The following is a 26,964-nucleotide window of genomic DNA, read 5'->3' as shown; positions in this document are numbered from 1 at the left end:
TCAACAAAATAAGTATAGTTGTATTTGCGTAGCGGCGGTTTGGGCGAAAGCCCAGGCCGCCGCTTTGTGCCGCTTTTTAAAAAAGTAAGGGCCGGGTTGCGGGGTTCCGGTACTTTGTCAGGATTGTTTCTGAACTGTCACTTGAAAAAACGGACGGGATAACGTAAAATAGAGATATTATAAAAACGCAGGGGAACGGTAACATGATATTCAGCAGCTTATTTTTTATTTTTGTTTTCTTACCGGCGGTTCTGATCGTCTATTTTCTGGTGCCGCGCAAATTTAAAAACCTGTGCCTGTTTCTTTTCAGCCTGGTTTTTTACGCGTGGGGGGAACCCGTCTACGTTTTCCTGATGCTCTTTACCACGGCCTTTGATTATGTCGCCGGGTATTTTATCAGCAAATACCGGGATGAAAAGCGAAAGGCCCGCGTTTTTCTGATCGTCAGCATTTGTGTCAATCTGGGCCTGCTCGGCTTTTTCAAATACTCCGGGCTGCTGGTGGAAACCTTCAACTCGGTTTCCGGTCTTTCCGTCCCGCTGCCCGCGGTCGCCCTGCCGATCGGCATTTCCTTCTATACGTTTGAGTCGCTTTCCTACTCCATCGATATTTACCGCGGGGAAGCGCCCGCGCAGCGCAATATCGTTGATTTCGGCGCGTATATTTCGTTTTTCCCGCATCTGGTCGCCGGGCCGATCGTGCGCTATGAGGATTTGGCGGAGCAGCTGCAGAACCGTCAGGAAACGCTGGAGAAGTTTACTTCCGGCGGCAGACGGTTTCTGGTCGGACTCTTTAAAAAGGTGCTGCTGGCCAACAACCTCGCGATGCTTGCCGACAAGGTGCAGTATTTGGGCAGCCCCAGCACCCTGACCGCGTGGCTCGGCGCGCTGGCCTTCACCTTCCAGATCTATCTTGATTTTTCCGGTTATTCCGACATGGCGATCGGCCTTGCCGGGATGTTTGGCTTTCAGATTCCCGAAAACTTCCGGTATCCGTATATTTCCCGCAGCGTTTCTGAATTTTGGCGCCGCTGGCATATCACGCTGGGAACCTGGTTCCGCGAATATGTTTACATTCCGCTGGGCGGCAACCGCTGCTCCACGCTGAAAAACGTCCGCAACCTTGCGATCGTCTGGGTGCTCACCGGCATCTGGCACGGCGCAAGCTGGAATTTTGCGATGTGGGGCGCTTATTACGCGGTCCTGATCATCTGTGAAAAGCTGTTCCTTCAAAAATGGCTCGACCGGATTCCGGCGTTCTTCCAGTGGCTGTACACCTTTTTGGCCGCGGTGGTCGGCTGGGTGTTCTTCTCGTATCTCGATATCCGGAAAGCGTTCGGCGTGCTTGGGGCGATGTTTGGGTTCGCGCCCGGCGCGGACAGGCTGGGCGTCTATTCTTTGCTCACCTGCGCGCCCCTGCTGATCGTTGCGGCGCTCTGCAGCTCCACTTTGGTCGCTGACTGGACGGAAAAGCTCCGCAAAAGCGGAACGCCGGGGAAAATCGTCTGGACCCTCGGCTTTCTCTGCCTTTTCGTGATGTCGATGACCTTCCTGATCGACAATTCCTATAATCCGTTCCTGTATTTCCGCTTTTAATGAGGATGTAATATGAAATTATTTCGGAATATAAAAGAAAATATGAAAAAATGCGAGCCGGAAGCCGCCGCCGTCACGGTGGTTCTGCTGGCGGTGATCCTGATCGGCGCCGCGTACCTGGTCTTTGCGCCGAAGCAAGACTTTTCAGAGGACGAAAACCGGGTGCTGGAGTCGGCCCCGAAGGTGACGCTGGCTTCCCTTGCGAACGGTTCCTTTATGGATTCCATAGAGAGCTACGTCGGCGACCATTTTATGTTTCGCAAGGAGTCGATCGCGCTCAATACCCGGTTCCAGCTGATGATGGGGAAGCGGGATCTGGGTTCCGACTACAGCCGGACCCCTGCGGAGGGCGGCGTGTATTTCGGAAAGGACGGCCATCTTTACGAGGTGCTTTTGCCGAACCATACCGATACCTTCGCGCGCAATGTGGCGGCGATCCGGCTTTTCGCGGAAAAGACGTCCCTCCCGTTCTATTTCATGCCCGTACCCTCCGGCGCGCAGGAGCAGCAGGACAGGCTTCCTTTTTCCGCGCCGAGCCACGACCAGCGCGAGGAATTCAATGCCATTCAGGCCGGCGCGGGGGAAAACACAAAGGTGATCGATCTGTTTGATACGCTCAGCGACCGGACGGGGAACGATTACTATTACAAGACGGATCACCATTGGAACACCTTCGGCGCTTATCAGGGCTACGCGGCGCTTGTAAAGGCCATGGGGCTCCGGCCGACTCCGCGGGAGGATTTTGATTTTGAAGCGGTTTCGGACTCCTTTCTGGGAACGCTGTATTCCAAAGCGGTTTTGACCACGCAGGCGCCCGACGTGCTGTATTTGCCGTTGTATAAAAAGACGGCGGTGCTGACGCAGCAGACCGGAAAACAGCAAAGGGACAGCCTTTACTGGAAAGAATATCTGGAAAAGAAAGATAAATACTCCGTGTTTCTCGGCGGAAACCACAGTGTTGACGTCGTAAAGAGCTCCACGGTAAGCAGCGGCAGGAAGCTGCTGATCATTAAGGACTCCTACGCAAACAGCATGGTGCCTTTTTTAACGACAAATTTTCAGGAAATCCATATTATCGATCCAAGATATTACAATCAGGATATTTACGCCTATATTCAACAAAATGCAATCACCGATACGGCCGCGGTCTACAGTATTAAGCAGCTTTCTGACGTATTGGTGGCGAATAAGTTGAGTCCGCGGTAAAAACAATGATTGACAAATCATGAAAAATTGATACAATGTTTTTAATCATATTTGCAAAATAGAAAATCCGACTATTAGGGATATGAAACTATAAATTTTAAGAAAGGTTTGGTTAGTGTGCGGGCGTTCCAGCATATTGTAAAGGATGAGGCGGGGCTTCACGCAAGGCCGGCGGGCCTCCTTGTGAAACTGGCGTCTTCCTGTTCGTCGGACATCGGCGTCGCGTTTCATTCCAAAACGGTAAGCGCAAAGAAATTATTTGCCGTCATGGGCCTTTGCGTAAAGAAGGACGATGAGATCACCGTCACGGTCGAGGGTGAAAATGAAGAGGCGGACTGCCTGAAAATCAAAGAATTCTGTGAACAAAATCTGTAAGGCTGGTGGTAAGATGAAAAAAATACACGGAGTTGCCGCGTCGAAGGGTTACGCGATTGGAAAACTGACCCTTTGTGTCAATATTGACGACCATATTCAAAAAAAGAGCGTCACGGACGTTCCCGCGGAGCTGTCCCGGCTTAACTCTGCCAAAGATGCGGCGGTAGAGGCGCTCAACGAAATCTACAGGAAAGCGCTCAAGCGCGTCGGCGAAGCAAATTCCATGATTTTTCAGATCCATGTCATGATGCTTCAGGACGAGGACTATTTCAACGCGATTCAGGATGCGATCCGGAACGACAAGGTCAACGCCGAATACGCCGTATGGCAGGCGGGCAGGCAGTTTGCCGAGATGTTCTCGCAGATGGACGACGAGTATATGCGCGGCCGCGCGTCGGACGTTATCGATATTTCCAAGAGGCTGATCCGCAACCTTGACGGGTCCCTTGCCAATGGGCTGGACTGCCTGACCGACCGGTCGATTGTCGGCGCGGTCGACCTGATGCCCAGCGAAACCGTACAGATGGATAAGGACCTGGTCCTTGCCTTTGTCACGCGCGAAGGCTCCAAAAGCTCCCATTCGGCCATTCTGGCCAGAACGATGGGAATTCCCGCCGTGGTCGGGCTTGCGGGCGGATACGGCGAGCTGGAAAACGGAGCTTCCGTGATTGTAGACGGCGCCGCGGGAGACGTCATCCTCGACCCGGATGAACAGACGCTTGCGGAGTACCGGAAAAAGCAGCAGGAGTTTGAAAATTATCAGCGTGAGTTGAATCTGCTGAAAGGGACCAAGGCCGTTACAAAGAATGGAACGGTCATTGAAATCAACGCGAATATCGGCCATCCGGAAGATGTCTCCATGGTATTGGAAAACGATGCGGACGGCATCGGCCTTTTCCGCAGTGAATTCCTGTATATGGAAAGCAAGAGCTTCCCCAGCGAGGAGGATCAGTTCAGGGCCTACAAACGGGTGCTGGAAAAAATGGGCGGAAAGCGCGTGATTATCCGCACGCTGGATTTGGGCGCGGATAAACAGGTGCCTTACCTTGACATCCCGCACGAGGAAAACCCCGCGATGGGCTACCGCGCGATCCGTATCTGTCTGGATCGCCAGGAGCTTTTCGTTACGCAGCTCAGGGCGCTGATCCGGGCTTCCGCTTTTGGAAAGCTGGCCATTATGTTCCCGATGATCATTTCGGTTGACGAGGTAAAACAGATCAAGGAAATTGTGGAGAAGGTCAAAAAGGATCTGACCGCGGAGAAGATCGCGTTCGCTCCGGATTTTGAGCTGGGGATCATGATCGAAACGCCCGCTTCGGTCATGCTGAGCGATCTGCTTGCGAAGGAGGTCGATTTCTTCAGCATCGGTACCAACGACCTGACGCAGTACACGCTGGCCGTCGACCGCATGAACCACACTATTTCCAAGATGTTTGATTCGCGCCATCCCGCAGTGCTGCGCATGATTGAGAAGACGGCGGAGAGCGCGAAGAACGCCGGCATCTGGGTGGGTATCTGCGGGGAATCCGCCGCGGACACCACGCTGACGGAATTCTACGTCAAAATCGGGATCAGCGAGCTTTCTGTCACTCCGTCCGCAGTGCTCGAGCTGCGCAAGGCGGTTCAGCAGGTCGAGTTATAAGATCACATAACAGAACAGCCTTCCGTTCAGCTTGAACGGAAGGCTGTTCTGTCATTTTAACGGTGGGAAAGCGAGCGATTAACGGAATTTCAGGATCCTTGTCGCGTTGATCACGGAGAGGATACAGACGCCCACATCCGCGAATACGGCCATCCACATGGAGGAGTAGCCGAGAGCGGCGAGGACGAGCACCAATGCTTTGCAGGCGAGCGCAAAGGCGATATTGAAACGGATGACCCCCATCGCGCGGCGCGCGATCCGGATGGCGGGCGCCAGTTTGGACGGTTTATCCAGCGTAAGTACAACGTCGGAGGCTTCGATCGCCGCGTCGGTGCCAAGCCCCATGGCGACCCCGCAGTCGGACGCGGCCAGTACCGGGGCGTCGTTGATGCCGTCGCCGACGAAGATGGTCTTTCCGGTCTCTGTGCGGATGCTTTCCATAATGGATACTTTATTTTCCGGAAGCAGTCCGGCGTGGTACTCCGTGATTCCGCAATCCCCCGCGGCCGCGGCCGCGGAGCTTTCGTTGTCCCCGGTCAGCATGACGATCCGCTTCAGGCCGATTTTTTTCAGCAGCCCGATTCCCTCTGCGGAATCGGGCTTCACGGTGTCGCTCAGCTCTGCGCTGCCTTCTACGACGCCGTCAACCGCGATAAAAATGGAGGCGGGGGAAAAGTTCTCCATATTCAGTCCGTTCTCTTCCAGAAGATTTCTGCGGCCGCAGATGACCTTTCTGCCGTCCATCACCGCGATCACGCCGCTTCCGGGAATCTCTTCAGCCTGCCCGACGGGCAGAAGCTCCGCTCCGGCGGCGGCTTTTATCACCGCTTTCGCGGCGGGGTGGGAGCTGTACTGCTCGGCGGAGGCCGCGATCCGCAGAAGTTCGGCTTCGTCCAGGCTGCCCAAAGCGTTCACCTTGCTCAGCTTCAGTTCGCCGCTGGTCAGGGTTCCTGTTTTATCGAATACAACCGCGTCGGCCAGTGCAAGGGCTTCTAAAAACCTGCCGCCTTTGATCAAGACGCCGTTTTTGCTTTCGGCGCCGATCCCGGCGTAGAACCCGAGCGGAACCGAGATGACCAGTGCGCACGGGCAGGAGGCTACCAGAAAGATCAGCGCACGGTAAAGCCAGACACGGAACTCTCCCAGGCCGAGCAGAGGGGGAAGAACCATCAGCAGGACGGCCAGCACCATCACCAGCGGGGTATAGATTTCCGCAAAACGGGTGATCAGCTTTTCCGCACTGCCCTTCCGTGCGGCGGCGGATTCCACCATGGCAATGATCCGGGAGGCGGCGGAATTCTGAAGATCGTGCGTTACTTCAACCGTCAGGGGTCCCTGTTCGTTCATCATACCCGACAGGACCTCGGAACCGGCGGAGGCGTCTACGGGAACGCTTTCTCCCGTCAGCGCGGAAGCGTTCAGTGTGGAGGTCCCCGAAAGGACTTTGCCGTCCAGAGGGACCCGCTCGAAGGGATAGACCGCGATGGTGTCCCCGACTCGCACCTCCTGCGCGGGAACGATCGCTTCCTTTCCGTCCCGCACCCTGCGTGCCGTATCCGCGCGGATTTCCGCGAGCTTGCCGATACTTTCGCGGGAACGATCGATCGCCTTGTCTTCAATCATTTCTCCCAGCTGGTACAGAATGGCGACCATTGCCGCTTCCAGGTACTGCCCCAGGCAGAAAGCCGCGACCACCGCAACCGCCATCAGTGTGGTTTCATCCATCCTGAGTTTCAAAAGGGAACGCCAGCCGCTTCTGAATATGCGCCAGCCGGATAAAACAACCGACAGGCCGAACAGGATTCCCGGGATCAGCGGCGGAGCCTGGAAAATGTGTTCCGAAAGAAAGCCCGCCGCAAAGAACAGCAGAGAGGATAGGATTTCTATTTTCAATCGGTCCGGGTTTTCCTCTTCTTCGTTTTCTTCTCTTGCACAGTGGCTGCATCCGCATCCGCAGGAGGCTGAATGGACCTGCTGATCGCCGTGGCTGTCGTGGCCGTGCTCCTGTTCGGAACACTCCTCGTGTTCATGGTGCTCGTGATGATCGTGCGCGCAGCAGGAGCAGAGGGGTTCCCGCTGTTCATTCTCGTATTCATGCATGCGGGTTTTCCTCCTTTACGTGGTTTAAGCCCTGTTCAAACAGCAGACGGACATGGTCGTCGTCAAGGGAATAGAAAGAGGATTTTCCTTCGCGCCTTACCCGCACAAGGTGGGCGCTGCGCAGAAGGCGGAGCTGATGGGAAATGGCGGACTGGCCCATGCCCAATACTTCCGCGATATCGCAGACACACAGCTCGTTTTCAAACAGCGCGCAGATGATGCGGACTCTGGTGGTATCGCCAAAGACTTTGAACAATTCCGCAAGGGCGAACAGCATATCCAGATCGGGCATGCTGTGGAGTGTTTTTTCAACAAGACTGGGATGGACGCATTTTTCTTCGCATAAGTCGGTTATTTCTTCCACTATAATCACTCCTGTTCATATGAACATGTATTCATTTATTGGTTCTATTATATTCCGATTCCAAAATTTATGCAATAGATTTTTAAAATAGATTTTTAAAAATAAAAAATAGTTGAAAATACCCGCCGGATTTTCCGGAATTTCCGACTTTTGCCGTCTTATTTTCCTTCGGTGGGCAGCGGCCCGCGTTCCAAACGATTTTTACAAACGCGGTTTTCTATGTCCCGGGAAATCTATGTACAAAACAGAATTCCAAATTATGGGAGAACAAAAGCGGTGCCGCAACGGGACGGTCCGGTTTCTCGGTCTCTTTTTTTGAATATTTGGGGAAAAAATATGCAAAAAAGCAGAATATTTAAGAGTATTCCACATAATTAACTTGTATTCTGAATCAGAAATTGATATAATAACAAAATAAGATATGGTATGTAGGACACATCCGGACAAGGGTGTGTCCTACACAGGCGTATGAAGGTAAATAATAGACTGTGTTGAATTAAGGGCATATTTGTGATATAATTCCGTATTGTATTCCTTTTTAGGATACCCGGTCATATTTATTTGATGCGTGAAATATGACATTGCCTTGTGCAAACAGGAATTTTAAGGAGTGGCTGTAGTGACAAACTATGTGATCAAGCGTATCGGCTATGCGCTTTTGACGATTTTTCTGATTTCCGTGATCACCTTTGCGCTGATGAACATGATACCCGGAGGCCCGTTTTTAAGCGAGAAAGCGGTTTCGCCGGCGACGACCCAGGCTTTGACAGTAAAATACGGACTGGATAAACCGAAGTATGTGCAGTACTTGAATTATATGAACAATCTGCTGCACGGTGATTTCGGTCTGTCCATCAAACAGACGGGCAGGACCGCCAACGATATTATTTTTTCGACGTTTCCCGTTTCGGCCAGGCTTGCCGGGATTTCGATTTTACTGGCGCTGATTCTGGGTGTGACGATGGGGTCCGTGGCGGCGCTGAACAGAGGGAAATGGGTCGACAGCCTGCTGATGGTCATTTCTACGATGGGAATTGCCGTGCCGGGTTTTGTTGTCGCGTCTTTTCTGCTGATTACGTTCGGCGTAAATCTGCACATATTGCCGACGCTCGGTTTAAAAACGCCGCTGCATTATATCATGCCGGTTGCGGCGCTGTCGTTTTATCCCACGGCGTATATTACGCGCCTGATGCGTTCCAGCATGCTGGACGCGCTCAATCAGGACTACATACGCACGGCGAAGGCGAAAGGCGTAAGTAAATTTTCCATGCTGTTCAAGCATGCGCTGAGAAACGCGATCATTCCGGTAATCACGTATGTCGGCCCGCTGCTTGCCTACACGATGACCGGAAGCTTTGTGGTTGAGAAAATATTTACCATCCCGGGTTTGGGCCGTGAATTTATCAACTGTATTACCGGCCGCGATTATCCGATGGTGATGAGTACCACTCTTTTCCTCGCCATCTTACTGGTTTTCATGAATGTGCTTGTGGACATTTGTTACAAACTGGTGGATCCAAGAATTAAACTGAAGTGAGAAGGGCAGAAAAAGATGTTGGAAGATATAAAGCTCAAAAAGAATCCCTTTAGCCTCCAGCTGAACGCAGACGACTTTTTGCCTGCCAGCTCGGATGAAAAAGAATCCTTGGTTGTGATGCGCGAAAGCACAACCTATTGGAAAGACGCAATGCAGCGTTTTGCTAAAAATAAAGTGGCCATGGTCGCAATGATTGTTATTTTGCTCATTCTGACCTTTGCGTTTATTGTTCCTAATTTTTACCCGTATCAATATGACCAGCAGATCCGCGGCAGCGAAGATCTGACGCCGATGCAGTATTCCCAGAGCGAGATCCAGAAAATAGATGCCGGAGAAAAAGTATTCCCCCACATTTTCGGCACGGACAGCTTCGGGCGCGACCTTGGCATCCGCGTGATGATCGGCGCCAGAATTTCCCTTCTGGTCGGCCTGATTGCCAGCGCGCTGGTCCTTCTGATCGGCAGCATCTACGGCGCGATCGCCGGCTACTTCGGCGGCAAGGTCGATATGATCATGATGCGTATCGTGGATATTATTTACTCTGTGCCGGATATGCTGATTATTATTCTTTTGCAGGTAACATTGAAAACGCCGCTGACTCAGCTGTTCGACAGCAATCCCGCCTTTGCGGGGCTGCAGAAAATCGGCGTCGGGCTGATCAGTATTTTTATTACCTTCAGCCTGCTGTACTGGGTCGGCATGGCCCGTATCGTACGCGGCCAGATCATGACGCTGAAGGAACAGGAATTTGTTACGGCGGCAAGGGCGCTGGGCGCTTCCAACCGCCAGATTATTTCGAAGCATCTGCTTCCGAACTGCATCGGGACGCTGATCGTCACAACGACCCTGCAGATTCCTTCCGCGATTTTTACGGAGGCCTTTCTGAGCTACCTTGGGCTGGGCGTCGCGATTCCCATGGCCAGCCTCGGTTCGCTTGCTTCCGACGCGCTGGGCGGAATCAACGCGTTTCCTTACCGTTTGATTATTCCGTCCCTTGCCATCAGCCTGATTATTCTGTCATTCAATCTCTTCGGCGACGGCCTGAGAGATGCGTTTGATCCGAAGCTTAAGAAATAGGAGATTTGAAAATGAGTTCAAATTGCTTGCTTGACATAGAAAATCTTCAAGTTTCCTTTTTTACCCCCGCCGGAGAGGTAAAGGCCGTCAGCGGCGTATCCTATACGCTTGACCACGGCGAGGTGCTTGGAATCGTTGGAGAATCCGGAAGCGGAAAAAGCGTTTCCGCTTACACCCTGATGGGAATTATTGCCGACCCCGGAAAAGTGGTGGGCGGCACCGTTGAGTTCAACGGACACCATATCGAAAAAATGAAAGAAAAAGAGTTCCGGAAAATGCGCGGCAGCGAAGTCAGCATCATTTTCCAGGACCCGATGACCTCCCTGAACCCGGTCTATACCATCGGGAGCCAGCTTACCGAAATGCTCCGTCTGCACACGGATAAGAGCAGGGCGGAGTGCAGGGCGAGGGCCGTCGAGCTTTTGGCTCTGGTCGGTATGAACGAACCGGAAAAACGCATGAAGCAGTATCCGCACGAATTTTCGGGCGGAATGCGCCAGAGGGTGATGATCGCCATGGCGCTGGCGTGCGAGCCGAAGCTGCTGATTGCCGACGAACCCACCACGGCGCTCGACGTTACCATTCAGGCCCAGATTCTGGAACTGATGGTGGAGCTGAAAAAGAAAATCAACATGTCGATTATCCTGATTACGCACGATTTGGGCGTCGTTTCCGACGTTTGCGACCGCATTGCGGTCATGTACGCCGGCAAGATCGTTGAAATCGGCAGTACGGACGATATTTTTTATAATCCCAAGCACTGTTATACGGTCGGCCTTTTGAACTCCGTCCCGAAAATCCACGAGCAGGGGCACGAGAGGCTGATTCCGATTGAAGGAACCACCGTTGACTTGCTGTATCCTCCGGCGGGCTGCCCGTTTGCTTCCCGCTGCGACAGGTGCATGAAAATCTGCCTTAGGCAGATGCCGGAGTTTACCGAGATTTCTCCGGGCCACAAAAGCGCCTGCTGGCTCTTGCAGAAAGAGCAGTTTGAAAAAGCCGGGGAGGGAAACACAAAATGAGCGAAAAGCTGTTGGAAGTTCAGCATCTTCAGCAATATTTTCCGGTAAACGGAGGTATATTCAAGACAAATTATGTGCAGGCTGTTGATGACGTCAGCTTTTATATCAATAAGGGAGAAACCTTGGGACTGGTCGGAGAAAGCGGCTGCGGAAAAACGACGACCGGCAGAACCATCCTGCGGCTGTATGAGCCGACCGGAGGAAAAATTATCTACGACGGGGCGGACGTCACGCATGTGGACTTTGCCCCTTACCGTAAAAAGATGCAGATCGTTTTCCAGGATCCTTACGCGTCCCTGGACGCCCGCATGACGGTCGGCGACATTGTCGGTGAGCCGATCGATATCCACAATCTGGCTTCCAGCCGCAAGGAGCGCAGCGACAGGATCCTTTCCCTGCTGGAGCGTGTGGGCCTGAATTCCGAGCACGCAAACCGCTATCCCCATGAGTTTTCCGGCGGACAGCGCCAGAGGATCGGCATTGCGCGCGCGCTGGCGGTGAATCCGGAATTTATTGTGTGTGACGAACCGATTTCCGCGCTGGACGTTTCCATACAGGCGCAGGTCGTCAATATGTTTGAGGATCTGCAGCAGGAGCTGGACCTGACTTATCTGTTTATCGCCCACGATCTTGCGATTGTAAAGCATATCAGCAACCGGATCGGGGTCATGTATCTGGGAAAGCTCGTCGAGCTTGCGGACAGCGATTCGCTCTATGACCACCCGATTCATCCTTACACGCAGAGCCTTCTTTCCGCGATCCCGATTCCGGACCCGAAGATGAGCCGCGCGAAAAAAAGAATCGTGCTTGAGGGCGACGTACCCAGCCCGCTGAATCCGCCTTCCGGCTGCCGTTTCAGGACCCGCTGCCCGTACGCGACGGAACAGTGCGCGGCCGAGGTGCCGGAATTCAAGGAATATGAAACGGGTCATTTTGCGGCCTGTCATCGTATCGGGGAGTTTTAACAGGTTTTAATTTGCGCTGCAAATTGAAATAATAAAGAAGAGAAAATAAGAAAGAAATTGGAGGGATTTTTATGAAAAAGAAAATTGTTGCCCTCGTTCTTGCGATGGCGATGATGGGTTCCGCCTTTGCAGGCTGCGGAAACGGCGCAGCCGTCTCCTCTGCCGCAGAAGGAACGGGCAGCGCGCCGGCTGCCAACCAGTCGCTGAGCGTCAGCCTCGGCGCGGAACCGGCCACGATGGATCCTGCCCTGAACCAGGCGGCGGACGTTACCACCGTCATGAACCATCTGTTTGAAGGACTTACCCGCTATTCACCCGATCACACGATTATCAATGCGCAGGCAAAAGAGATCAAAAAGAGCGACGACCATAAAACGTATACGATCACGCTCCGCGACGATATTAAATGGTCCGACGGCAAGCCGGTGACCGCGGGCGATTTCGAATACGCCTGGAAGAGAGTGGTCGATCCGAAAACAGCTTCCCAGTATGCTTATATTTTTGATCCGGTTCTCAACGCGAACGAAATAGCCGAGGGAAAAATGGACAAAGATACGCTGGGTGTCAAAGCTACGGACGATAAGACGCTGGTCGTGACCCTGAGGGCCCCGTGCGCGTATTTTGAAGAGCTGCTTTCCTTTACGGCTTATTTCCCGGTCCGTAAGGACATTGTCGAGGGGAACGATACCTGGACGCAGGACCCGAAAACCTATATTTCCAACGGTGCTTTCAAGCTCAAGGACTGGAGCCACAAAGAGAGCATTACAATGGAGAAGAACCCGAACTACTACGACAAGGATAAAATCAAACTGGATACCTTGAAATTTGTGCTGCTGGAAGACGATTCGCCGAGGCTCGCCGCTTACCAGAACGACGAAATCAGCTTCTGCTACACCATTCCGGTGGAAGAGATCGCCACCTGGCAGGATAAGCCCGATTTCAAAATTCTGCCGGATCTGAGCACAAACTACTGCATCTTTAACTGCGAGAAGAAACCTTTTGATGACATAAAAGTCAGAAAAGCCTTCTCCCTTGCGATCGACCGCAATTATATTGCCGATAAGATCACGAAGAAAGCCCAGGCTCCCGCCGGCGCTTTTGTTCCGACCGGTCTTCAGGACGAGGACTCCTCAAAAGAATTCCGCGATGTCGGAGGGGATTACATTTCCATCAAGGCGGAAGATTATGAGAAGAATGTAGCCGAGGCGAAAAAGCTTCTTGCGGAAGCCGGTTATCCGGACGGCAAGGGCTTCCCGTCCGTTGAGTACGTCACCAATCCCGCTTCCATGAACAATGCGCTCGCCGAAGCTTTGCAGAATATGTGGAAGACCGAGCTGGGTGTGAACGTCACGATTTCCCAGCAGGAGTGGTCCGTGTTCCTGGATACCCGCAACAAGGCTAACTTCCAGATCGCCCGCGGCGGATTCGGAGTGGATTTCAACGACGCGGTTTCCATGCTCGATCTGTTTGTGACCGACGGCGGCAACAACAGCGGCAAATATTCCAATCCGGAATACGATAAGCTGATTGCGCAGGTCAAAGCAACGGACGACAACAAAGTCAGAATGCCGCTTTTGCATCAGGCGGAGGACATTCTGATGCGTGATATGGTGGTTGCGCCAACGACCTACCGTACCCGTATTGTTCTGTTGAACCCGAAGGTGAAGGGATACTATCAATCCCCGATGGGCTTCGACTATTTCATGTATGCTTCTGTAGAAGGCTGATTCATTCAAGTGCTTTGAAGCGTTCCCGTTTTTTACGGGGACGCTTTTTTGCGCGTTGTTCTCTCTATTTGAATGATTTGGGTAGGCCATACTGCATCGAAACAAAATTTTACTGGTTTAAAGCGATAGTTAACCAATGAATTTGCAATATTGGTAATGCGATATTTCATTTATATACGACGGAAGTTTAAAAAGCAAATAAAAACTGTTCATTTTTACGATTTTATAAAATAAAACGAATAATTATAAATATGCAGTTGCAAATATGTTTCATCAGTAGTATAATCAAAAACATTAGAATATCAAGATCAGGGTATGAAACCGGGTTGTTTCGGCGACTCGGCTGTCGTGTAAAAATGCGAAGAAACTATTTTACTTGGGAGGTAAAACATAATGAAAAAGCGTTTATTGGCAGCTGCTTTGGCGGCTGTAATGCTTTCTGCTTCTGCAACAGGCTGCGCTCAGGGAGGCGGGAACACGGACTCTGCGGCTGCGGGCAGTGCCGCTGCGGCCGGTGAAACCATTAAAATCGGCGGGCTTGCGCCGCTGACCGGAAACGTATCCGTTTACGGGATTGCTACAAACAACGGCGTTAAGCTGGCTGTAGATAAGATCAATAAAGCCGGCGGCGTCCTCGGAAAGCAGATTGAATACATCCCTTACGATGAAAAGGGCGACGCAATCGAGGCCGTCAATGCTTACAACAAGCTTGTACAGGATGACAAGGTAGTTGCGGTGGTTGGCGACGTTACCTCTAAACCGACCATTGCCGTCGCGCAGAAGGCGGTAAAAGACGGCCTGCCGATGATTACGGCTACCGGTACCGCGGCGGATATTACAAAGGCCGGCGACAATATCTTCCGCGCCTGCTTTATCGACCCGTTCCAGGGCGAACTGATGGCTATTTATGCGGCGCAGAAGCTCGGCGCGAAAACCGCCGCGATTATCTATGACAACGGCGACGACTATTCCACCGGCGTTGCGAATGCTTTTGAAGCTGCTGCAAAAGAAGCCGGCATGACCATTACCAACAAAGAAGCCTATCAGAGCGGCAGCGTTGATTTTAAATCACAGCTTACAAAGATCAAGGCCGGCAATCCCGACGTCGTTATGGTTCCGGTCTATTATTCCGACGTAGCTTTGATTGCCGTACAGGCGAAGGACGTCGGCCTGAGCGCGAAGCTCCTCGGTTCGGACGGCTGGGACGGCGTTCTTGAAAAAATTGACAAGAGCAACCTCGACTCCGTGAAGGACTGCTATTTCTGCAGCCAGTACTCCGCGGAAAGCACCGACCCCGATCTGCAGGCTTTCCTGAAAACCTACAAGGAGTCCTACGGCGTGGATGCAAACATGTTTGCCGTTCTGGGCTATGACGCCATGGGCATGATGGCCGCCGCGATCGAGAAGGCCGGTTCCACGGATTCCGACAAGATTGTTGAAGCGCTCAAGGGTATTGAATACAAGGGCCTTACCGGCAACACCACATTCGACGAAAACCGCAACCCGGTCAGAGAGGCCGTCATTACCACCATTGCGGATGGAAAATACAAATTTGTAGAGAACTTTAAAAAGTAAGTTTGCCCGTTCTGTTTAGGGATCAAAAGGGAAAAAGAGGGTGAAGAAATTCGCCCTCTTTTCGGGTTTTCTGGGAACAATATCACGGCTTCAATTAAATGCAGGAGGGTGCGGTTTTATGGATTTCTTTTCGCAGATCATCAACGGCCTGGGTATCGGCAGCATTTACGCGCTGGTCGCTCTGGGCTACAGTATGGTTTATGGTATCGTACAGCTGATCAATTTTGCGCACGGCGATATCATTATGGTAGGCGCTTATGTCGTGTTTGTTATCTTGGTTATGATGGATCTTCCCCTGTGGCTTGCGGTGCTGGGTTCGATTATTTTCTGCGGGCTTGCCGGCGTTGTGATTGAGCGCGTGGCATACCACAGGCTTCTGGTCCGGGACGCGCCCAGAATTTCTCTGCTGATTACGGCAATCGGCGTCAGCATCTTTCTGCAGAATCTTTTTCAGCTGCTGTTTGGGTCGGACGCGAAATCAATGCCGAAAATGTTTTCTTTCAGCCCGCTGCAGATCGGCGGACTGCAGATTACCTCGTCCACGGTCCTGAACATTCTGGTATCCGTAGCCATGATGGCGGGGCTGCAGCTCATGGTCAGCAAAATGAAGATCGGCAAGGCGATGCGCGCGACCTCTGAAGACGCGGGCGCCGCCAAGCTGATGGGTATCAACACAAACACCACCATTGCCTTTACATTCGGCGTCGGCTCGGCTTTGGCCGCCGCGGGCGCGGTGCTCTACTGCAACACATATCCGCAGATTAAACCGATTATGGGCGGTCTGCTGGGCCTGAAGGCGTTTGTCGCCGCCGTGCTCGGCGGAATCGGCAGCATTCCCGGCGCCATGCTGGGCGGCTACCTGCTGGGCGTTGCCGAAAGCCTGACGAACGCCTATATCAGCAGCAACCTGACGGACGCCGTGGTATTCGGAATCCTGATTATCGTCCTTCTGGTAAAGCCCACGGGTCTGCTCGGTAAAAATACAAGGGAGAAGGTGTAACGAATGTTGGGTATTTCAAGAAGAAAAAAGATTTCTTACGTTGTCAATCTGGCAATCGTTATTTTTCTGTATGTGGTCTTTACCCTGCTGATCCGCCAGGGCGTTGTAAACAGCTATTATTCCGATATTATCAACATGATGTGCATCAACATCATTATGGCCGTCAGCCTGAACCTTGTGACCGGCCTGCTGGGCCAGCTGGTTCTGGGCCACGCGGGGTTCATGCTGGTGGGCGCGTACGCCGCGGGCCTGTTCACCCTTCACTCCGGGCTTTCGCTTCCGGTCGCGTTCCCTATCGCGCTGGTGCTGGGCGGCCTGGTCGCGGCGCTTTTCGGCGTCATCATCGGCGTGCCGGCCCTGCGCCTGAAAGGCGACTATCTGGCGATTATCACCCTGGGCTTTGGGGAAATCATACGCGTGATCGCCAACAATCTTACCATTACCAACGGGGCGAAGGGCCTTTACGGCATCGACTCCCTGAACTCGCGCCATAACCCGACGGCGATGTTTACCTATATATTCTTTATTGCCGTCCTGGCCATCTTTATCAGCTTTACTTTCGGGACTTCCCGCCATGGCCGCGCCGTCATTTCCATCCGCGAGGACGAAATCGCCGCGGAGGCCTCGGGCATCAACACCACCTATTACAAGCTGCTTGCGTTCATTCTGGCGGCGTTCTTTGCCGGTGTGGCGGGCGGCCTTTACGCGCACCAGATCGGTCTGATCGATCCCTCCAAGTTCGACTTCAACCGTTCGGTGGAAATCCTCGTGATGGTCGTGCTGGGCGGTATGGGCTCGATTACGGGCTCCATTATTTCCGCGGGCGTGCTTACCGTTCTGCCGGAAGCGCTGCGCGGGTTTGCCAGCTACCGTATGCTGCTTTACTCCATCGTGCTGATCTGCGTGATGCTGTTCCGTCCTACCGGGCTGCTGGGCCGCAGCGAGTTTTCGCTGATGAAAACAGTGGATAAAATCAAAGGTGCTGTAAAAGGGAAAAAGCAGGACCCGGTTTCGAATAAGGAGGGCTAACCGATGTCTGTACTGGAAACAAAAAATCTTGGGATTGCTTTCGGCGGCCTTCAGGCCCTTGAGGATGTGCATTTCTCCATCAACGAAGGGGAGATTATTGGTCTGATCGGGCCGAACGGGGCGGGAAAAACCACTGTTTTTAACCTGCTGACCGACGTTTACATGCCGTCGCAGGGCGTGATTGAGCTCGATGGAAACAACATTGTCGGAAAAAAGACCTATCAGATCACTCAGAACGGAATTGCGAGGACCTTTCAGAATATCCGCCTGTTCAAGGACGCCACCGTAATTGACAACGTAAAAATCGCGATGAACAGCCAGATGAAGTATTCCGTTCTGGCGGGGATGTTCCGTCTTCCCTCCTACCGTAAGGAGGAGAAGGCGATTTCCAGACGCGCGCACGAGCTTTTACAGGTTTTCAGCCTCGACGGACATGCGCACGATCTGGCGAAAAACCTTCCCTACGGCCAGCAGCGCAAGCTGGAAATCGCCCGCGCGCTCGCGACCAATCCGAAGGTCCTGCTCCTTGACGAGCCTGCGGCCGGCATGAACCCGACCGAGACCATGGAACTGATGGAAACCATCATGCTGATCCGTGATAAATTCAACGTTGCGATCCTGCTGATTGAGCACGACATGAACTTCGTCATGGGAATCTGCGAACATATTGTGGTTCTGGATTATGGCAGGATCATCGCGGAAGGTACCGCGGAAACGGTACGCAACGATCCTAAAGTGATCGCCGCGTATCTTGGAGGTGAGTGATATGGGAGTTATGCTGTCGGTAAAAAATCTGGATGTTTTCTATGGATCCATCCATGCCATTAAAAATATTTCATTTGAAGTGCAGGAGGGGGAAATCGTTACCCTGATCGGCGCGAACGGCGCCGGAAAGACCACAACGCTTCATTCTATTTCGGGGCTCATCAAGCCGAAGAACGGCGAGATCACCTTTATGGGCAACGACCTGCGTACGACGGAGCCCCACAGGATTATTAAGCTCGGGCTGGCTCAGGTCCCGGAGGGAAGACGTATTTTTTCCAAAATGACCGTGCTCGAAAATCTGGAGATGGGCGCGTATATCCGCAATGACGGTGATCAGATCGAGGACGACTTTGAAAAGCTGTTTGAGCGCCTGCCCCGGCTGAAAGAGCGCCGCAGACAGATTGCCGGTACGCTCAGCGGCGGGGAACAGCAGATGCTCGCAATCGGACGCGCGCTGATGTGCAATCCGAAAATGCTTCTGCTGGACGAACCGTCCATGGGCCTTTCCCCGCTTCTGGTGAACGAGATATTCAGCATTATCCGGGATGTAAACCAGTCGGGCGTCACCGTCCTGCTGGTCGAGCAAAACGCGAAGAAGGCGCTGGAAATCGCCAACCGCGCCTACGTTCTGGAAACGGGCGCGATCGCCATGGAGGGCGACGCGGATGAGCTTGCGAACAACGAGAAGGTCCGCAAGGCCTATCTGGGCGGCTGATGTAAAAAAAGGGGCTGCTGCGGCAGCCTCTTTTTGTATGAGAAAATCGGGCGTTGGACAAATGCGGATTCTTTTGGTTCCCTCACGGATTTTTCCACGTTCATTATGCAGCAACCGCTGTCAGCGAGGTGGTGGGGTAGTACCACGCCAGAATCTGTTTGTAGGTCGACCCCTGCGAAGCCATGTAATCCGCGCCCACCTGGCTCATGCCGACGCCGTGTCCGTACCCCTTTACCACGAAGGTAAAAGCATTGTCCTTACAGGTAAGGGTGAAGTTTGCCGAACGCAGCCCGAACGCGCTGCGCGCGTCGTTGCCCGTTACGGAAACCCCGCCGATCTCTATCGTTTTGACGGAACCCGCGGCGGTGCGGCTGACGGTGCCGGCCCATTTGGCCGCGTCCGTTCCAAAGCTCGCCTTCGGCGCGGCTTTCAGAGCCGCCGCTTTGAACTGGTCGGCGCTGAGCGTGACCGTGGTCTGGTACCCGCCGGCGAATATGTCCCCGGGGCTTGCGACGGAGACCAGATAGCTGCGCTTCCCGCCCCAGATGTCTTCGGAGGTTTCCGTCCTGCCGGAGGAAATAGCGTAGTAGGTCGCGTCGGCGAGATCATCCCCGCTTTTGAGTACCTGCCCGTATACGGCGTTTACCACCTGCGTAAGCTTGTTGTAGTATTCGTCGAACTTGGTTCCCCAGCGCTCCTGCATCTGCGCCTTGCTGGCGTAAATCTGCCATCCCTGCGTGTCCGCGGAGAAATCCGCGCCCTTCAGCGCGGCCGTGGGGGTGGCCCTTTCCTGTGTACGCAGACGGCTGTAATAGGTATACGCGGCGACGCCCTGCGCTTTCAGCGCTTCCGGCTGGGATTCGGGGGACATTTCGGTGACGATCGCGCCGTAGAGAAAATCCCGGTCGCTCACCGTCAGAACCTGGTTGCTCTTGGTATCGAGTATCTTGAATTGGGCCGTATTCGGGGCTGTGGGCGCGCTGCTTTGCGGTGTCTGGGATACGGGCTGGGACTGCGGTTCTGCCTGCGATTGAGGCTGCTGACCGGACTGTACGGCAGACGAGGAACTTTTGGAGCCCGGCTTGTCTGTCTTGTCCGGGATTTTCGCACCCATGGATAAAAACGGGATCAGGAACATTATCAGAAAAAGCAGAAGTCCCAGTAAGGTTTTGCCTTTCATTTTCAACCACCATTCCTCCGTGCAGTGTCAAATTGGCTGATAAGCGGCTGAATTTTGCACGGAAAATCTCAGCGCTGATCCGCGGTCTGGCTGGTCCGTTTTCGGAACAGGAAAGCTACCGTATTACATTTTACATGAGCATATTAAAGATTATTCATAAAATTATAAATATATTTTACTGAATGCGAAATTTGGTATAAAAATGAATTTCTTAAATCTTTTTGCTGCAAGATCAGGGATTCTGCAATGCAGGGTTACTTGACTTTGATTTCGCGGTGATATATATTATATACGAAAGTGTTGATAGGAGCTATTGGCGTCGCCGTCGGTTCTTCCACGCGGAGCAGGACGGCTTTTTTTTATTGAATTTGCGTGGGGAAATGGTGTACTGATATGGCAGAAATTGTACTTGAGCAGGACAATCCGGGCCTGAAAAGCCTGTGTGACGAATTCAGGGCGAACAATAAAATTCCGCAGGATAAATTTGAATTATATCAGGTCAAGCGCGGCCTGCGCAACCCGGACGGCACGGGCGTCATGGCGGGCCTTACCATGATCTGTAACGTACACGGCTATTTAATCGCGGACGGTGAGCGCATCCCGGACGAGGGCAAGCTTACCTACCGCGGGATCGACCTTCGGGAGATCGTGGAAGGGTGCCTTTCGGAAAAGCGTTTCGGATATGAGGAAGTCGCGTGGCTTCTGCTTTTCGGCGAGCTGCCGAACGCGCAGCAGCTGCAGACCTTCTGTAAAACCCTGAACAGCTACCGCGAGCTTCCGGAATATTTTGCGGAGGATATGATTATCAAGGCGCCGTCCAAGAATATTATGAATAAGCTGGCGCGTTCCGTGCTGGCCCTGTATTCCTACGATGACAATCCGGACGACACCTCCCTCCAGAATAACATGCGCCAGGCCATCCAGCTGATTGCGCGGATGCCCACCATCATGACGTATGCCTATCAGGTGAAGCGCCGTCATTTCGACAAGCAGAGCATGTACTTCCATCCCATTGACCCTTCCCATTCCACGGCGCAGGCCATCTTAAACGCGATCCGTCCCGACCGCATGTTTACCGATGAAGAGGCGAAGCTGCTCGACCTGTGCCTGATTCTCCACGCGGAGCACGGCGGCGGCAACAACTCCACCTTTACCGCGCGCGTGCTTTCCTCCACGGGCACGGATATTTATTCCGCCATCGCGGCCGCGATCGGTTCCCTGAAAGGCCCCAAGCACGGCGGCGCCAACCACAGGGTCATGATGATGATGAACGAGATCATGGAGAATGTGCATAACTGGGAGGACGAAACGGAGCTCGGAAATTACCTTGAAAAAATCGTCCGCGGGGAAGCCTGCGACCATTCCGGCCTGATTTACGGCATGGGGCACGCGGTTTATACGCTTTCCGACCCGCGCGCGGTCATCCTCAAAACAAAAGCCCGCAAAATGGCCGAGGAAAGAGATATGCTTCAGAAATTCGAGCTGTTCGAGCGGGTGGAAAAGCTCGCGCCGGCGGCTTTTGCAAAGGTCAAGGGGGAGATGAAGGTCATCTCCGCCAATGTCGATTTCTACTCCGGGCTGGTTTACGAGATGCTTGGGATTCCGAGCGACCTGTTTACGCCGCTTTTTGCGATTTCCCGCATTGCGGGCTGGTGCGCCCACCGTATCGAGGAGATGGAGACCTGCGGCAGGATCATGCGCCCGGCGTATCGTTCCCTGTCGAAGAGCAAACCGTACATATCCCTTGACAAACGAAACGCAAAGTAAGATTGGAAGGACAGAACATCATGAATATTAAGAATGCCTGGATCGTGTTCGCAGTTGCTCTGCTGATTACGCTGCCGACCAGAATTTATCAGATCCTGTTTCTGATGGATCAGGACACCGGCTTTTATATCGACGGCATGAAGACGACCGCGTTTGTTTCCGCCGGTCTTGCGGCGGGGGTCCTTCTGCTGGTCCTGATGTGCTTCCTGGATAAAGGGAAAAAGCCAAAGTACAGCCCGATCAGAAGCCTTCCGGCGGCGGTGTTCGGCACCCTGGCCGGACTGGGGATCATTCTGCAGTACGCTGTCGGCCTTTTCACCTCGGCCGAATCTGAAAATCCCGTTCCCTCCGTTCTTCTGGCGCTGATCGGCATTTGCGCGGGCGGGGTAATCCTCCTGACCTCCTATCAGTTCGCGACGGGCGGAAACACCCTTGAACACCACCCGCTTCTGGCGCTGCTTCCGTCCGTATGGGGCTGTGCCAGCCTTGTTTCGCTGTTTATCACCTATGTGGCGGTCGTCAATGTCTCGGAAAATATTTACGATACGTTCGCGGTGATCTTTCTGCTTTTGTTCCTGTTCGCCCAGGCGAAAATGTTCGCGCGCATAGAAGACGAAAAAAGTGGGAAAATGGTTTATGTATTCGGCCTTCCGGCGGCGCTGCTTTTGCTGGCCACCGGAATTCCGGGCACGGTAATGCTCCTTTTCAATCTCCACAGCGCCGGCACTTTCCCGGCCGGGCTGTATCCGGTGAACGTTTTGCTGGCGCTGTACGTGGTGCTGTTCCTGACCGGGTACGCTAAGCTCGGGGAGGACAAGCCCGGCGGCGAGCTTCCGGCGGAGGAACCCCGGGTCGGCGCGGCTGTAAGCGAAGCGGAGGACAATGCGGAGGACGAACCCTCCGACGGCGTCCTGAAAGAAGAAAGCTGCCTGGAATTTCTGGCGAAAGCGTATCACAGTCAGGAGCAGTTCTGTGAAAGAATGAAAAGTCCTTTTATTCGGAATTAAAAGAAAAAAGTTAGTTAAAATTATGTCAGATGACTTGTAAAATATCTTAAAATGCTATAAAATAGGAATAAGAAAGATTAAATTTCAGGAGGTATATTTTTATGTCTGTTAAGATTGGCATCAACGGGTTTGGCCGTATCGGCCGTCTGGTCTTCCGCGCAGCCGTCGCCCAGCCGGAAACGTTTGAAATTGTCGGTATCAATGATCCGTTTATTGACGTTGATTACATGGTTTACATGGTGAAATACGACACCATGCACGGCCACTTCAAAGGTGACATTTCCGCCGAAGACGGCAAGCTTGTCGTAAACGGCAAAAAAATCAATGTCTTTTCCGAAAAGGATCCTACCCAGATCCCGTGGGGCAAAGTGGAAGCCGAGTATGTTGTAGAGTCCACCGGTGTGTTCTGCACAACCGAAAAGGCTTCCGCCCATATTACAGCCGGCGCAAAGAAGGTTGTTATTTCCGCTCCCGCAAAGGATAAGGAAACCCCGACTTTTGTCTGCGGCGTTAACCTCGACACCTACACAAAGGACATGAAGGTCGTTTCCAACGCATCCTGCACCACCAACTGCCTTGCTCCTTTGACAAAAGTGGTCAACGACAAGTTCGGTATTGTGGAAGGCCTTATGACGACCGTCCATTCCACCACCGCCACCCAGAAGACCGTCGACGGTCCTTCCAGCAAAGACTGGAGAGGCGGCCGTGCCGCGGCCGGCAACATCATTCCCTCCTCCACCGGCGCCGCAAAAGCATGCGCGCTTGTTATTCCTGCAGTCAAGGGCAAACTGACCGGTATGTCCATGCGTGTTCCCACACTGGATGTTTCCGTTGTCGACCTGACCGTCAGCCTTGCAAAACCGACCACCTATGAAGAGATCTGCGCAGCCGTGAAAGAGGCTTCCGAGAACGAAATGAAGGGCATCCTCGGCTACACTGAGGACGCGGTCGTTTCTTCCGACTTCCTCGGCGATCCCCGCACTTCCATCTTTGACAAGAACGCCGGCATCATGCTGAACGACCACTTCGTCAAGCTCGTATCCTGGTACGACAATGAGTGGGGCTATAGCAACAAGGTTCTGGACCTGATCAAGCACATGAATGTCGTCGATCATAAATAATTTACCTTACAGCTGAAATCTTTTGAACCCTCAGCACCTCACAGCGGACGGTTGCCCGCTGCGGGGTGCTTTGTTTTACAGTATAAAAAAGGAATGTCGCCGCGCGACATTCCTTTTATCTTCCGGATTAACAGGCGGCCGGCTTCACTGCCTGCTGAAGCTCATAACGACCGATTTGCCGCCGAAAACATTGCCTTGCCCGCATTCGAGGTTTCTGACCGCGTCAAGATTGGTGATGATGCAGGGGGAAATCGTGCTGTAGCCCTTTCCCGCGATCGCCTGAATATCCATATCCATTACTTTTTCCCCTGCGGCGACATGCTGGCCGACCGCTACATGGCAGGTGAAGCCTTCGCCGTTCAGTTTTACGGTGTCGATTCCAAGATGAACCAGCACTTCGATCCCATCGTCGCTTTCGATTCCGATTGCGTGGAGCGTATGCGCGATTTGTACGATTGTTCCGGACACGGGCGAATAAACCCCGTTTTCCGAAGGAAGGATCGCGATTCCGTCGCCTAATATTTTATCGGCAAATACAGGGTCCGGTGCTTCGGTTATTAAAATTGCTTTTCCGGTTTGTTGAGCTAGAATGGTCTGTTTCTTATTTCTGCCGAATAATTGCATGATAGACCTCCGATGTTGATTTCAACGAATGAAAATAATAAAGATCGTTTCCCTCCCCCGAAAGGGGGAGGGAAACGAAAAGAGAGGAATCAGGCCGTCGCGTGGTCGTGGCCGGGGAGGTATTTCTTCATTGCGTCGACCAAAAGCTCCGCCTTTGTGCCGACGATGATCTGGGTAACCTGGGTGCCCGCTTTCATGACGCCGGAAGCGCCGAGAGCCTTGAAATCTTTTTCATTCAGCTCCTTGTTGCTGACAAGGGTCAGGCGGATGCGGGTGATGCAGGAATCGATCTCCTTAATATTCTCTGCACCGCCGAGCGCCGCTATGTATTTCTTCGCAATATTATCGAAGCCCTGATCTTCAACCAGCGCGGAGAAGCTGCTGGTTTCCTCGTCGTCTTCACGGCCCGGTGTTTTCAGGTTGAATTTCTTGATGAAGAAGACGAACAGGAAGAAGTAAACAACAGCGAATACAAGGCCGACCGGGATAATCATCCAGCCGTTTGCCGCCTTGGTCCAGTTGATGAGGTAATCGAAAAGTCCCGCCGAGAAGGTGAAGCTGTCGCGGATGCCGAGCATGTTGCAAATCACCAGCGAAAGGCCTGTCAGAGCGGCATGCAGAACAAAGAGGAGGGGCGCGAGGAACATGAACATGAATTCGATCGGCTCTGTTACGCCGGTCAGGAACGCGGTCAGCGCGACGGAGAAAAGGGCGCCGCCGACAATTGCTTTATTTTCTTTCCTGGCGCATACATACATGGCCAGGGCAGCCGCGGGAAGCGCGAACATCATGATCGGGAAAAAACCGGCGGTAAATACGCCGCCATGGGGGTCGCCGGCGAAGAATCTCCACAGATCGCCGGAAACGGTTTTGCCGTCCGCGCCCGTATAGGTGCCGAAGTTAAACCATACAGCCGTGTTCACAACGTGATGCAGGCCGAAGGGCAGAAGCAGTCTGTTCAGTATGCCGTAGATGAATTCGCCGAGTCCGCCGCTGCCGGTCATCCAGTTCGCGGCCGTGTCCAGACCCTTTTGGAAGGTCGGCCATACGGTACCGAGCAGCCCGCCGATCACAAGGGAGAACCCGCCCGTGACGATCGGAACGAAACGTCTGCCGCCGAAGAACGCGAGCCAGTCGGGCAGCTTGGCGCTGTGGAACCGGTTGTAGCACAGCCCGGCGATGACGCCGGCGATGATTCCGCCGAAATGCGCCATGTTGATTTCGGTGATTCCTTCGGGTAGGCCCGCCGCCGGCATGAAAATGCTGCCGATCTGCAGGGCGTGGTTGACGGCCTGGCCGGCCGCGTTGAGTATGAAATAGGCGACCGCTCCGGCCAGACCCGCGGCGCCGTTATTGTCTTTCGCGAGACCTACCGCAATACCGATTGCGAATAAGAGGGGAAGGTTGCTGAACAGGGCGTCCCCGGAATTCGCCAGAAGGGGAATATTGAGCATGTCGCCCTGCCCCAGCCTGAGAAGAAGACCCGCGATCGGCAGCGATGCGATCGGCAGCATCAATGCCTTGCCAAGTTTTTGGAGTGCCGCTAAAACCTTTTGCATTGTTTTTCCTCCTAAAAAGTATTTTGAATCGAGTTCCCTCGAATCGGTCACAACTGTTTCACTTTTTCAATATCGACCGCGATAAAAGCGATCGCGTCCTCGCTGAGCTGGACGTCCATCTCCTCGTAAATCATTTTCGCGACCTGCAGCGCCGTTCGGTAGGAATCGAGCATGCTCAGCTTGACCTGCTGGTTGAGCTTCATGACGATCGGATTGCGGTTGACGGTCAGCGTAACCAGACAGTGCAGGGAAAGCAGAAAGCTTTTTGCGGGCGCGTGGGTGTTGTCAAGCCTTTTGTCGATGGCGTTTTCCACCATGCTGAGTATTTCGCTGTAGACGCGGGTGCTTTTCATGGCGGAACGGATGTGCCGGTTTTTCCTGGCGGAGTAGAGGTGGAGCGCAATAAAGCCTGTCTCGCCGTCCCCGATTTCCACGCCGATCCGCTCCTTGATGATTTCGGCCGCGATCTGTGCGATTTCGTATTCCCTGCTGTAAAGGATCGCGATCTCGCCGCAGAACGGATTGTCGATCGGCAATCCCATATGTAAGCACTCTACCGCGAAGGTGATATGATCCAGTAAGGCGCCGTAAAGCTTGCTGTTGTCAATGTGAAGCCTTTCGCGCGCCACCTCTACAATTTCTCTGGTGACCTCCTCCACCTGCCGGACCTGGGAGTCGATCTGTTTCAATTTTGCGGAATTGACGCTGTCGTCATGGATATAAAATATTTTCCGGTCCTCCGCATCGTCCTGAATTTTTTCTCCTGCCCTTTTGCCGAAGCCGATTCCTTTGCTCATGAGGACAACCTGATTTTCTTCTTCGTCCCGGGCAAGGACCGCGTTGCTGTTTAAAACCTTAGCTACCCTGTAATTCATTTACATCCCCTCAACTTGAATTTTGATTGAAACGGCGGCCCGCTCCGGGCGGACGGCGGCAGGTCTGTATACGCCGAGTGGGAGGAGGAGCCGCGGGCCGATTTCGTCAGAATTCTCACAGAAAAATAAAAGGCATA

23 protein-coding genes are annotated in these 26,964 nt (G+C 53.1%); 17 read left to right on the top strand and 6 right to left on the bottom strand.

The features are described from left to right. Positions 1-203 precede the first annotated feature (203 nt). The 4 genes from ACQGQ5_RS02810 (at position 204) to ptsP (ending at position 4,818) form a co-directional block, all read left to right on the top strand. Complete coding sequence (locus ACQGQ5_RS02810) at positions 204-1,595, top strand: MBOAT family O-acyltransferase (RefSeq protein ID WP_455735067.1); 1,392 nt, start codon at positions 204-206, stop codon at positions 1,593-1,595. A 12-nt stretch (positions 1,596-1,607) separates the two neighbouring features. Continuing rightward, positions 1,608-2,801 carry a DHHW family protein gene (locus ACQGQ5_RS02805; RefSeq protein ID WP_455735066.1) on the top strand — a complete coding sequence of 398 codons (1,194 nt, stop codon included), beginning with the start codon at positions 1,608-1,610 and terminating at the stop codon, positions 2,799-2,801. A 117-nt stretch (positions 2,802-2,918) separates the two neighbouring features. Beyond that, positions 2,919-3,176, top strand: coding sequence for an HPr family phosphocarrier protein (locus ACQGQ5_RS02800; protein WP_455735146.1), 258 nt, complete (start codon positions 2,919-2,921; stop codon positions 3,174-3,176). A 13-nt stretch (positions 3,177-3,189) separates the two neighbouring features. Continuing rightward, entirely contained in the window at positions 3,190-4,818 is a 1,629-nt protein-coding gene (ptsP, locus tag ACQGQ5_RS02795) for a phosphoenolpyruvate--protein phosphotransferase (RefSeq protein ID WP_455735065.1), read from the top strand. 78 nt (positions 4,819-4,896) lie between these two features. Here the strand turns inward: ptsP and ACQGQ5_RS02790 are convergent, their stop codons facing one another. Beyond that, positions 4,897-6,918 carry a heavy metal translocating P-type ATPase gene (locus ACQGQ5_RS02790; RefSeq protein WP_455735064.1) on the bottom strand — a complete coding sequence of 674 codons (2,022 nt, stop codon included), beginning with the start codon at positions 6,916-6,918 and terminating at the stop codon, positions 4,897-4,899. Further along, positions 6,911-7,288: an ArsR/SmtB family transcription factor gene (locus tag ACQGQ5_RS02785; RefSeq protein ID WP_455735145.1), complete on the bottom strand. Its 378-nt coding sequence runs from the start codon at positions 7,286-7,288 to the stop codon at positions 6,911-6,913. Before ACQGQ5_RS02785 ends, ACQGQ5_RS02790 begins: the two co-directional genes overlap by 8 nt. 613 nt (positions 7,289-7,901) lie before the next feature. Between ACQGQ5_RS02785 and ACQGQ5_RS02780 the strand changes: the two genes are divergently transcribed. The 10 genes from ACQGQ5_RS02780 (at position 7,902) to ACQGQ5_RS02735 (ending at position 18,694) form a co-directional block, all read left to right on the top strand. Further along, on the top strand, positions 7,902-8,819 hold the full coding sequence (locus ACQGQ5_RS02780; protein WP_444659612.1) for an ABC transporter permease: 918 nt from the start codon (positions 7,902-7,904) through the stop codon (positions 8,817-8,819). Between the two features lie 15 nt (positions 8,820-8,834). After that, the gene (locus ACQGQ5_RS02775; protein WP_455735063.1) at positions 8,835-9,896 is read left to right on the top strand and encodes an ABC transporter permease; all 1,062 of its coding nucleotides are present in this window, start codon (positions 8,835-8,837) and stop codon (positions 9,894-9,896) included. 11 nt (positions 9,897-9,907) lie between these two features. Continuing rightward, positions 9,908-10,918, top strand: coding sequence for an ABC transporter ATP-binding protein (locus ACQGQ5_RS02770; protein WP_444659614.1), 1,011 nt, complete (start codon positions 9,908-9,910; stop codon positions 10,916-10,918). Continuing rightward, positions 10,915-11,883: an ABC transporter ATP-binding protein gene (locus tag ACQGQ5_RS02765; protein ID WP_455735062.1), complete on the top strand. Its 969-nt coding sequence runs from the start codon at positions 10,915-10,917 to the stop codon at positions 11,881-11,883. The genes ACQGQ5_RS02770 and ACQGQ5_RS02765 overlap by 4 nt, the downstream gene beginning before the upstream one ends. 71 nt (positions 11,884-11,954) lie before the next feature. Then, positions 11,955-13,610, top strand: a complete 1,656-nt coding sequence (locus ACQGQ5_RS02760) for an ABC transporter substrate-binding protein (protein ID WP_455735061.1) — start codon at positions 11,955-11,957, stop codon at positions 13,608-13,610. 393 nt (positions 13,611-14,003) lie between these two features. Then, positions 14,004-15,185: an ABC transporter substrate-binding protein gene (locus ACQGQ5_RS02755; RefSeq protein ID WP_455735060.1), complete on the top strand. Its 1,182-nt coding sequence runs from the start codon at positions 14,004-14,006 to the stop codon at positions 15,183-15,185. Between the two features lie 118 nt (positions 15,186-15,303). Beyond that, entirely contained in the window at positions 15,304-16,185 is an 882-nt protein-coding gene (locus ACQGQ5_RS02750) for a branched-chain amino acid ABC transporter permease (RefSeq protein ID WP_455735059.1), read from the top strand. Between the two features lie 12 nt (positions 16,186-16,197). Next, on the top strand, positions 16,198-17,214 hold the full coding sequence (locus ACQGQ5_RS02745; RefSeq protein ID WP_455735144.1) for a branched-chain amino acid ABC transporter permease: 1,017 nt from the start codon (positions 16,198-16,200) through the stop codon (positions 17,212-17,214). A 3-nt stretch (positions 17,215-17,217) separates the two neighbouring features. Then, on the top strand, positions 17,218-17,979 hold the full coding sequence (locus tag ACQGQ5_RS02740) for an ABC transporter ATP-binding protein (protein WP_455735058.1): 762 nt from the start codon (positions 17,218-17,220) through the stop codon (positions 17,977-17,979). A gap of 1 nt (position 17,980) precedes the next feature. Next, complete coding sequence (locus ACQGQ5_RS02735) at positions 17,981-18,694, top strand: ABC transporter ATP-binding protein (protein ID WP_455735057.1); 714 nt, start codon at positions 17,981-17,983, stop codon at positions 18,692-18,694. Between the two features lie 103 nt (positions 18,695-18,797). Here ACQGQ5_RS02735 and spoIID read toward each other — a convergent pair whose 3' ends face one another. Then, positions 18,798-19,874 (bottom strand): stage II sporulation protein D, encoded by a 1,077-nt coding sequence (gene spoIID / locus ACQGQ5_RS02730; RefSeq protein WP_455735143.1) that lies wholly within the window; start codon positions 19,872-19,874, stop codon positions 18,798-18,800. 393 nt (positions 19,875-20,267) lie between these two features. Between spoIID and ACQGQ5_RS02725 the strand changes: the two genes are divergently transcribed. The 3 genes from ACQGQ5_RS02725 to gap all read left to right on the top strand — a co-directional run bounded on the left by ACQGQ5_RS02725 (position 20,268) and on the right by gap (position 23,769). Then, positions 20,268-21,641, top strand: a complete 1,374-nt coding sequence (locus ACQGQ5_RS02725) for a citrate/2-methylcitrate synthase (protein WP_455735056.1) — start codon at positions 20,268-20,270, stop codon at positions 21,639-21,641. Between the two features lie 20 nt (positions 21,642-21,661). Then, positions 21,662-22,648, top strand: coding sequence for a hypothetical protein (locus tag ACQGQ5_RS02720; RefSeq protein WP_455735055.1), 987 nt, complete (start codon positions 21,662-21,664; stop codon positions 22,646-22,648). A 101-nt stretch (positions 22,649-22,749) separates the two neighbouring features. Beyond that, entirely contained in the window at positions 22,750-23,769 is a 1,020-nt protein-coding gene (gene gap / locus ACQGQ5_RS02715) for a type I glyceraldehyde-3-phosphate dehydrogenase (protein WP_455735054.1), read from the top strand. 144 nt (positions 23,770-23,913) lie between these two features. Here the strand turns inward: gap and ACQGQ5_RS02710 are convergent, their stop codons facing one another. The 3 genes from ACQGQ5_RS02710 to ACQGQ5_RS02700 all read right to left on the bottom strand — a co-directional run bounded on the left by ACQGQ5_RS02710 (position 23,914) and on the right by ACQGQ5_RS02700 (position 26,827). Beyond that, positions 23,914-24,393, bottom strand: coding sequence for a PTS sugar transporter subunit IIA (locus ACQGQ5_RS02710; RefSeq protein ID WP_455735053.1), 480 nt, complete (start codon positions 24,391-24,393; stop codon positions 23,914-23,916). A gap of 89 nt (positions 24,394-24,482) precedes the next feature. Beyond that, positions 24,483-25,952, bottom strand: a complete 1,470-nt coding sequence (gene nagE, locus ACQGQ5_RS02705) for an N-acetylglucosamine-specific PTS transporter subunit IIBC (RefSeq protein WP_455735052.1) — start codon at positions 25,950-25,952, stop codon at positions 24,483-24,485. Positions 25,953-25,999: 47 nt separating this feature from the next. Then, positions 26,000-26,827 carry a PRD domain-containing protein gene (locus tag ACQGQ5_RS02700; protein WP_455735051.1) on the bottom strand — a complete coding sequence of 276 codons (828 nt, stop codon included), beginning with the start codon at positions 26,825-26,827 and terminating at the stop codon, positions 26,000-26,002. Between the last annotated feature and the right edge of the window lie 137 nt (positions 26,828-26,964).

The sequence above is a fragment of the Caproiciproducens sp. genome (genome assembly GCF_053840905.1).
The sequence above is the reverse complement of the archived record's forward strand: the minus strand, read 5'-3'. Positions and strand labels throughout refer to the sequence as shown.

Bases quoted from the DNA above. Each gene is read 5' to 3' on its own strand.
- ACQGQ5_RS02770 (WP_444659614.1), top strand. From the start codon at position 9,908: ATGAGTTCAAATTGCTTGCTTGACATAGAAAATCTTCAAGTTTCCTTT.
- ACQGQ5_RS02790 (WP_455735064.1), bottom strand. From the start codon at position 6,918: ATGCATGAATACGAGAATGAACAGCGGGAACCCCTCTGCTCCTGCTGC.
- ACQGQ5_RS02710 (WP_455735053.1), bottom strand. From the start codon at position 24,393: ATGCAATTATTCGGCAGAAATAAGAAACAGACCATTCTAGCTCAACAA.
- ACQGQ5_RS02735 (WP_455735057.1), top strand. From the start codon at position 17,981: ATGGGAGTTATGCTGTCGGTAAAAAATCTGGATGTTTTCTATGGATCC.
- ACQGQ5_RS02765 (WP_455735062.1), top strand. From the start codon at position 10,915: ATGAGCGAAAAGCTGTTGGAAGTTCAGCATCTTCAGCAATATTTTCCG.
- ACQGQ5_RS02805 (WP_455735066.1), top strand. From the start codon at position 1,608: ATGAAATTATTTCGGAATATAAAAGAAAATATGAAAAAATGCGAGCCG.
- gap (WP_455735054.1), top strand. From the start codon at position 22,750: ATGTCTGTTAAGATTGGCATCAACGGGTTTGGCCGTATCGGCCGTCTG.
- ACQGQ5_RS02700 (WP_455735051.1), bottom strand. From the start codon at position 26,827: ATGAATTACAGGGTAGCTAAGGTTTTAAACAGCAACGCGGTCCTTGCC.
- ACQGQ5_RS02755 (WP_455735060.1), top strand. From the start codon at position 14,004: ATGAAAAAGCGTTTATTGGCAGCTGCTTTGGCGGCTGTAATGCTTTCT.
- ACQGQ5_RS02725 (WP_455735056.1), top strand. From the start codon at position 20,268: ATGGCAGAAATTGTACTTGAGCAGGACAATCCGGGCCTGAAAAGCCTG.
- ACQGQ5_RS02760 (WP_455735061.1), top strand. From the start codon at position 11,955: ATGAAAAAGAAAATTGTTGCCCTCGTTCTTGCGATGGCGATGATGGGT.
- ptsP (WP_455735065.1), top strand. From the start codon at position 3,190: ATGAAAAAAATACACGGAGTTGCCGCGTCGAAGGGTTACGCGATTGGA.
- ACQGQ5_RS02775 (WP_455735063.1), top strand. From the start codon at position 8,835: ATGTTGGAAGATATAAAGCTCAAAAAGAATCCCTTTAGCCTCCAGCTG.
- nagE (WP_455735052.1), bottom strand. From the start codon at position 25,952: ATGCAAAAGGTTTTAGCGGCACTCCAAAAACTTGGCAAGGCATTGATG.
- ACQGQ5_RS02740 (WP_455735058.1), top strand. From the start codon at position 17,218: ATGTCTGTACTGGAAACAAAAAATCTTGGGATTGCTTTCGGCGGCCTT.
- ACQGQ5_RS02810 (WP_455735067.1), top strand. From the start codon at position 204: ATGATATTCAGCAGCTTATTTTTTATTTTTGTTTTCTTACCGGCGGTT.
- ACQGQ5_RS02720 (WP_455735055.1), top strand. From the start codon at position 21,662: ATGAATATTAAGAATGCCTGGATCGTGTTCGCAGTTGCTCTGCTGATT.
- ACQGQ5_RS02750 (WP_455735059.1), top strand. From the start codon at position 15,304: ATGGATTTCTTTTCGCAGATCATCAACGGCCTGGGTATCGGCAGCATT.
- spoIID (WP_455735143.1), bottom strand. From the start codon at position 19,874: ATGAAAGGCAAAACCTTACTGGGACTTCTGCTTTTTCTGATAATGTTC.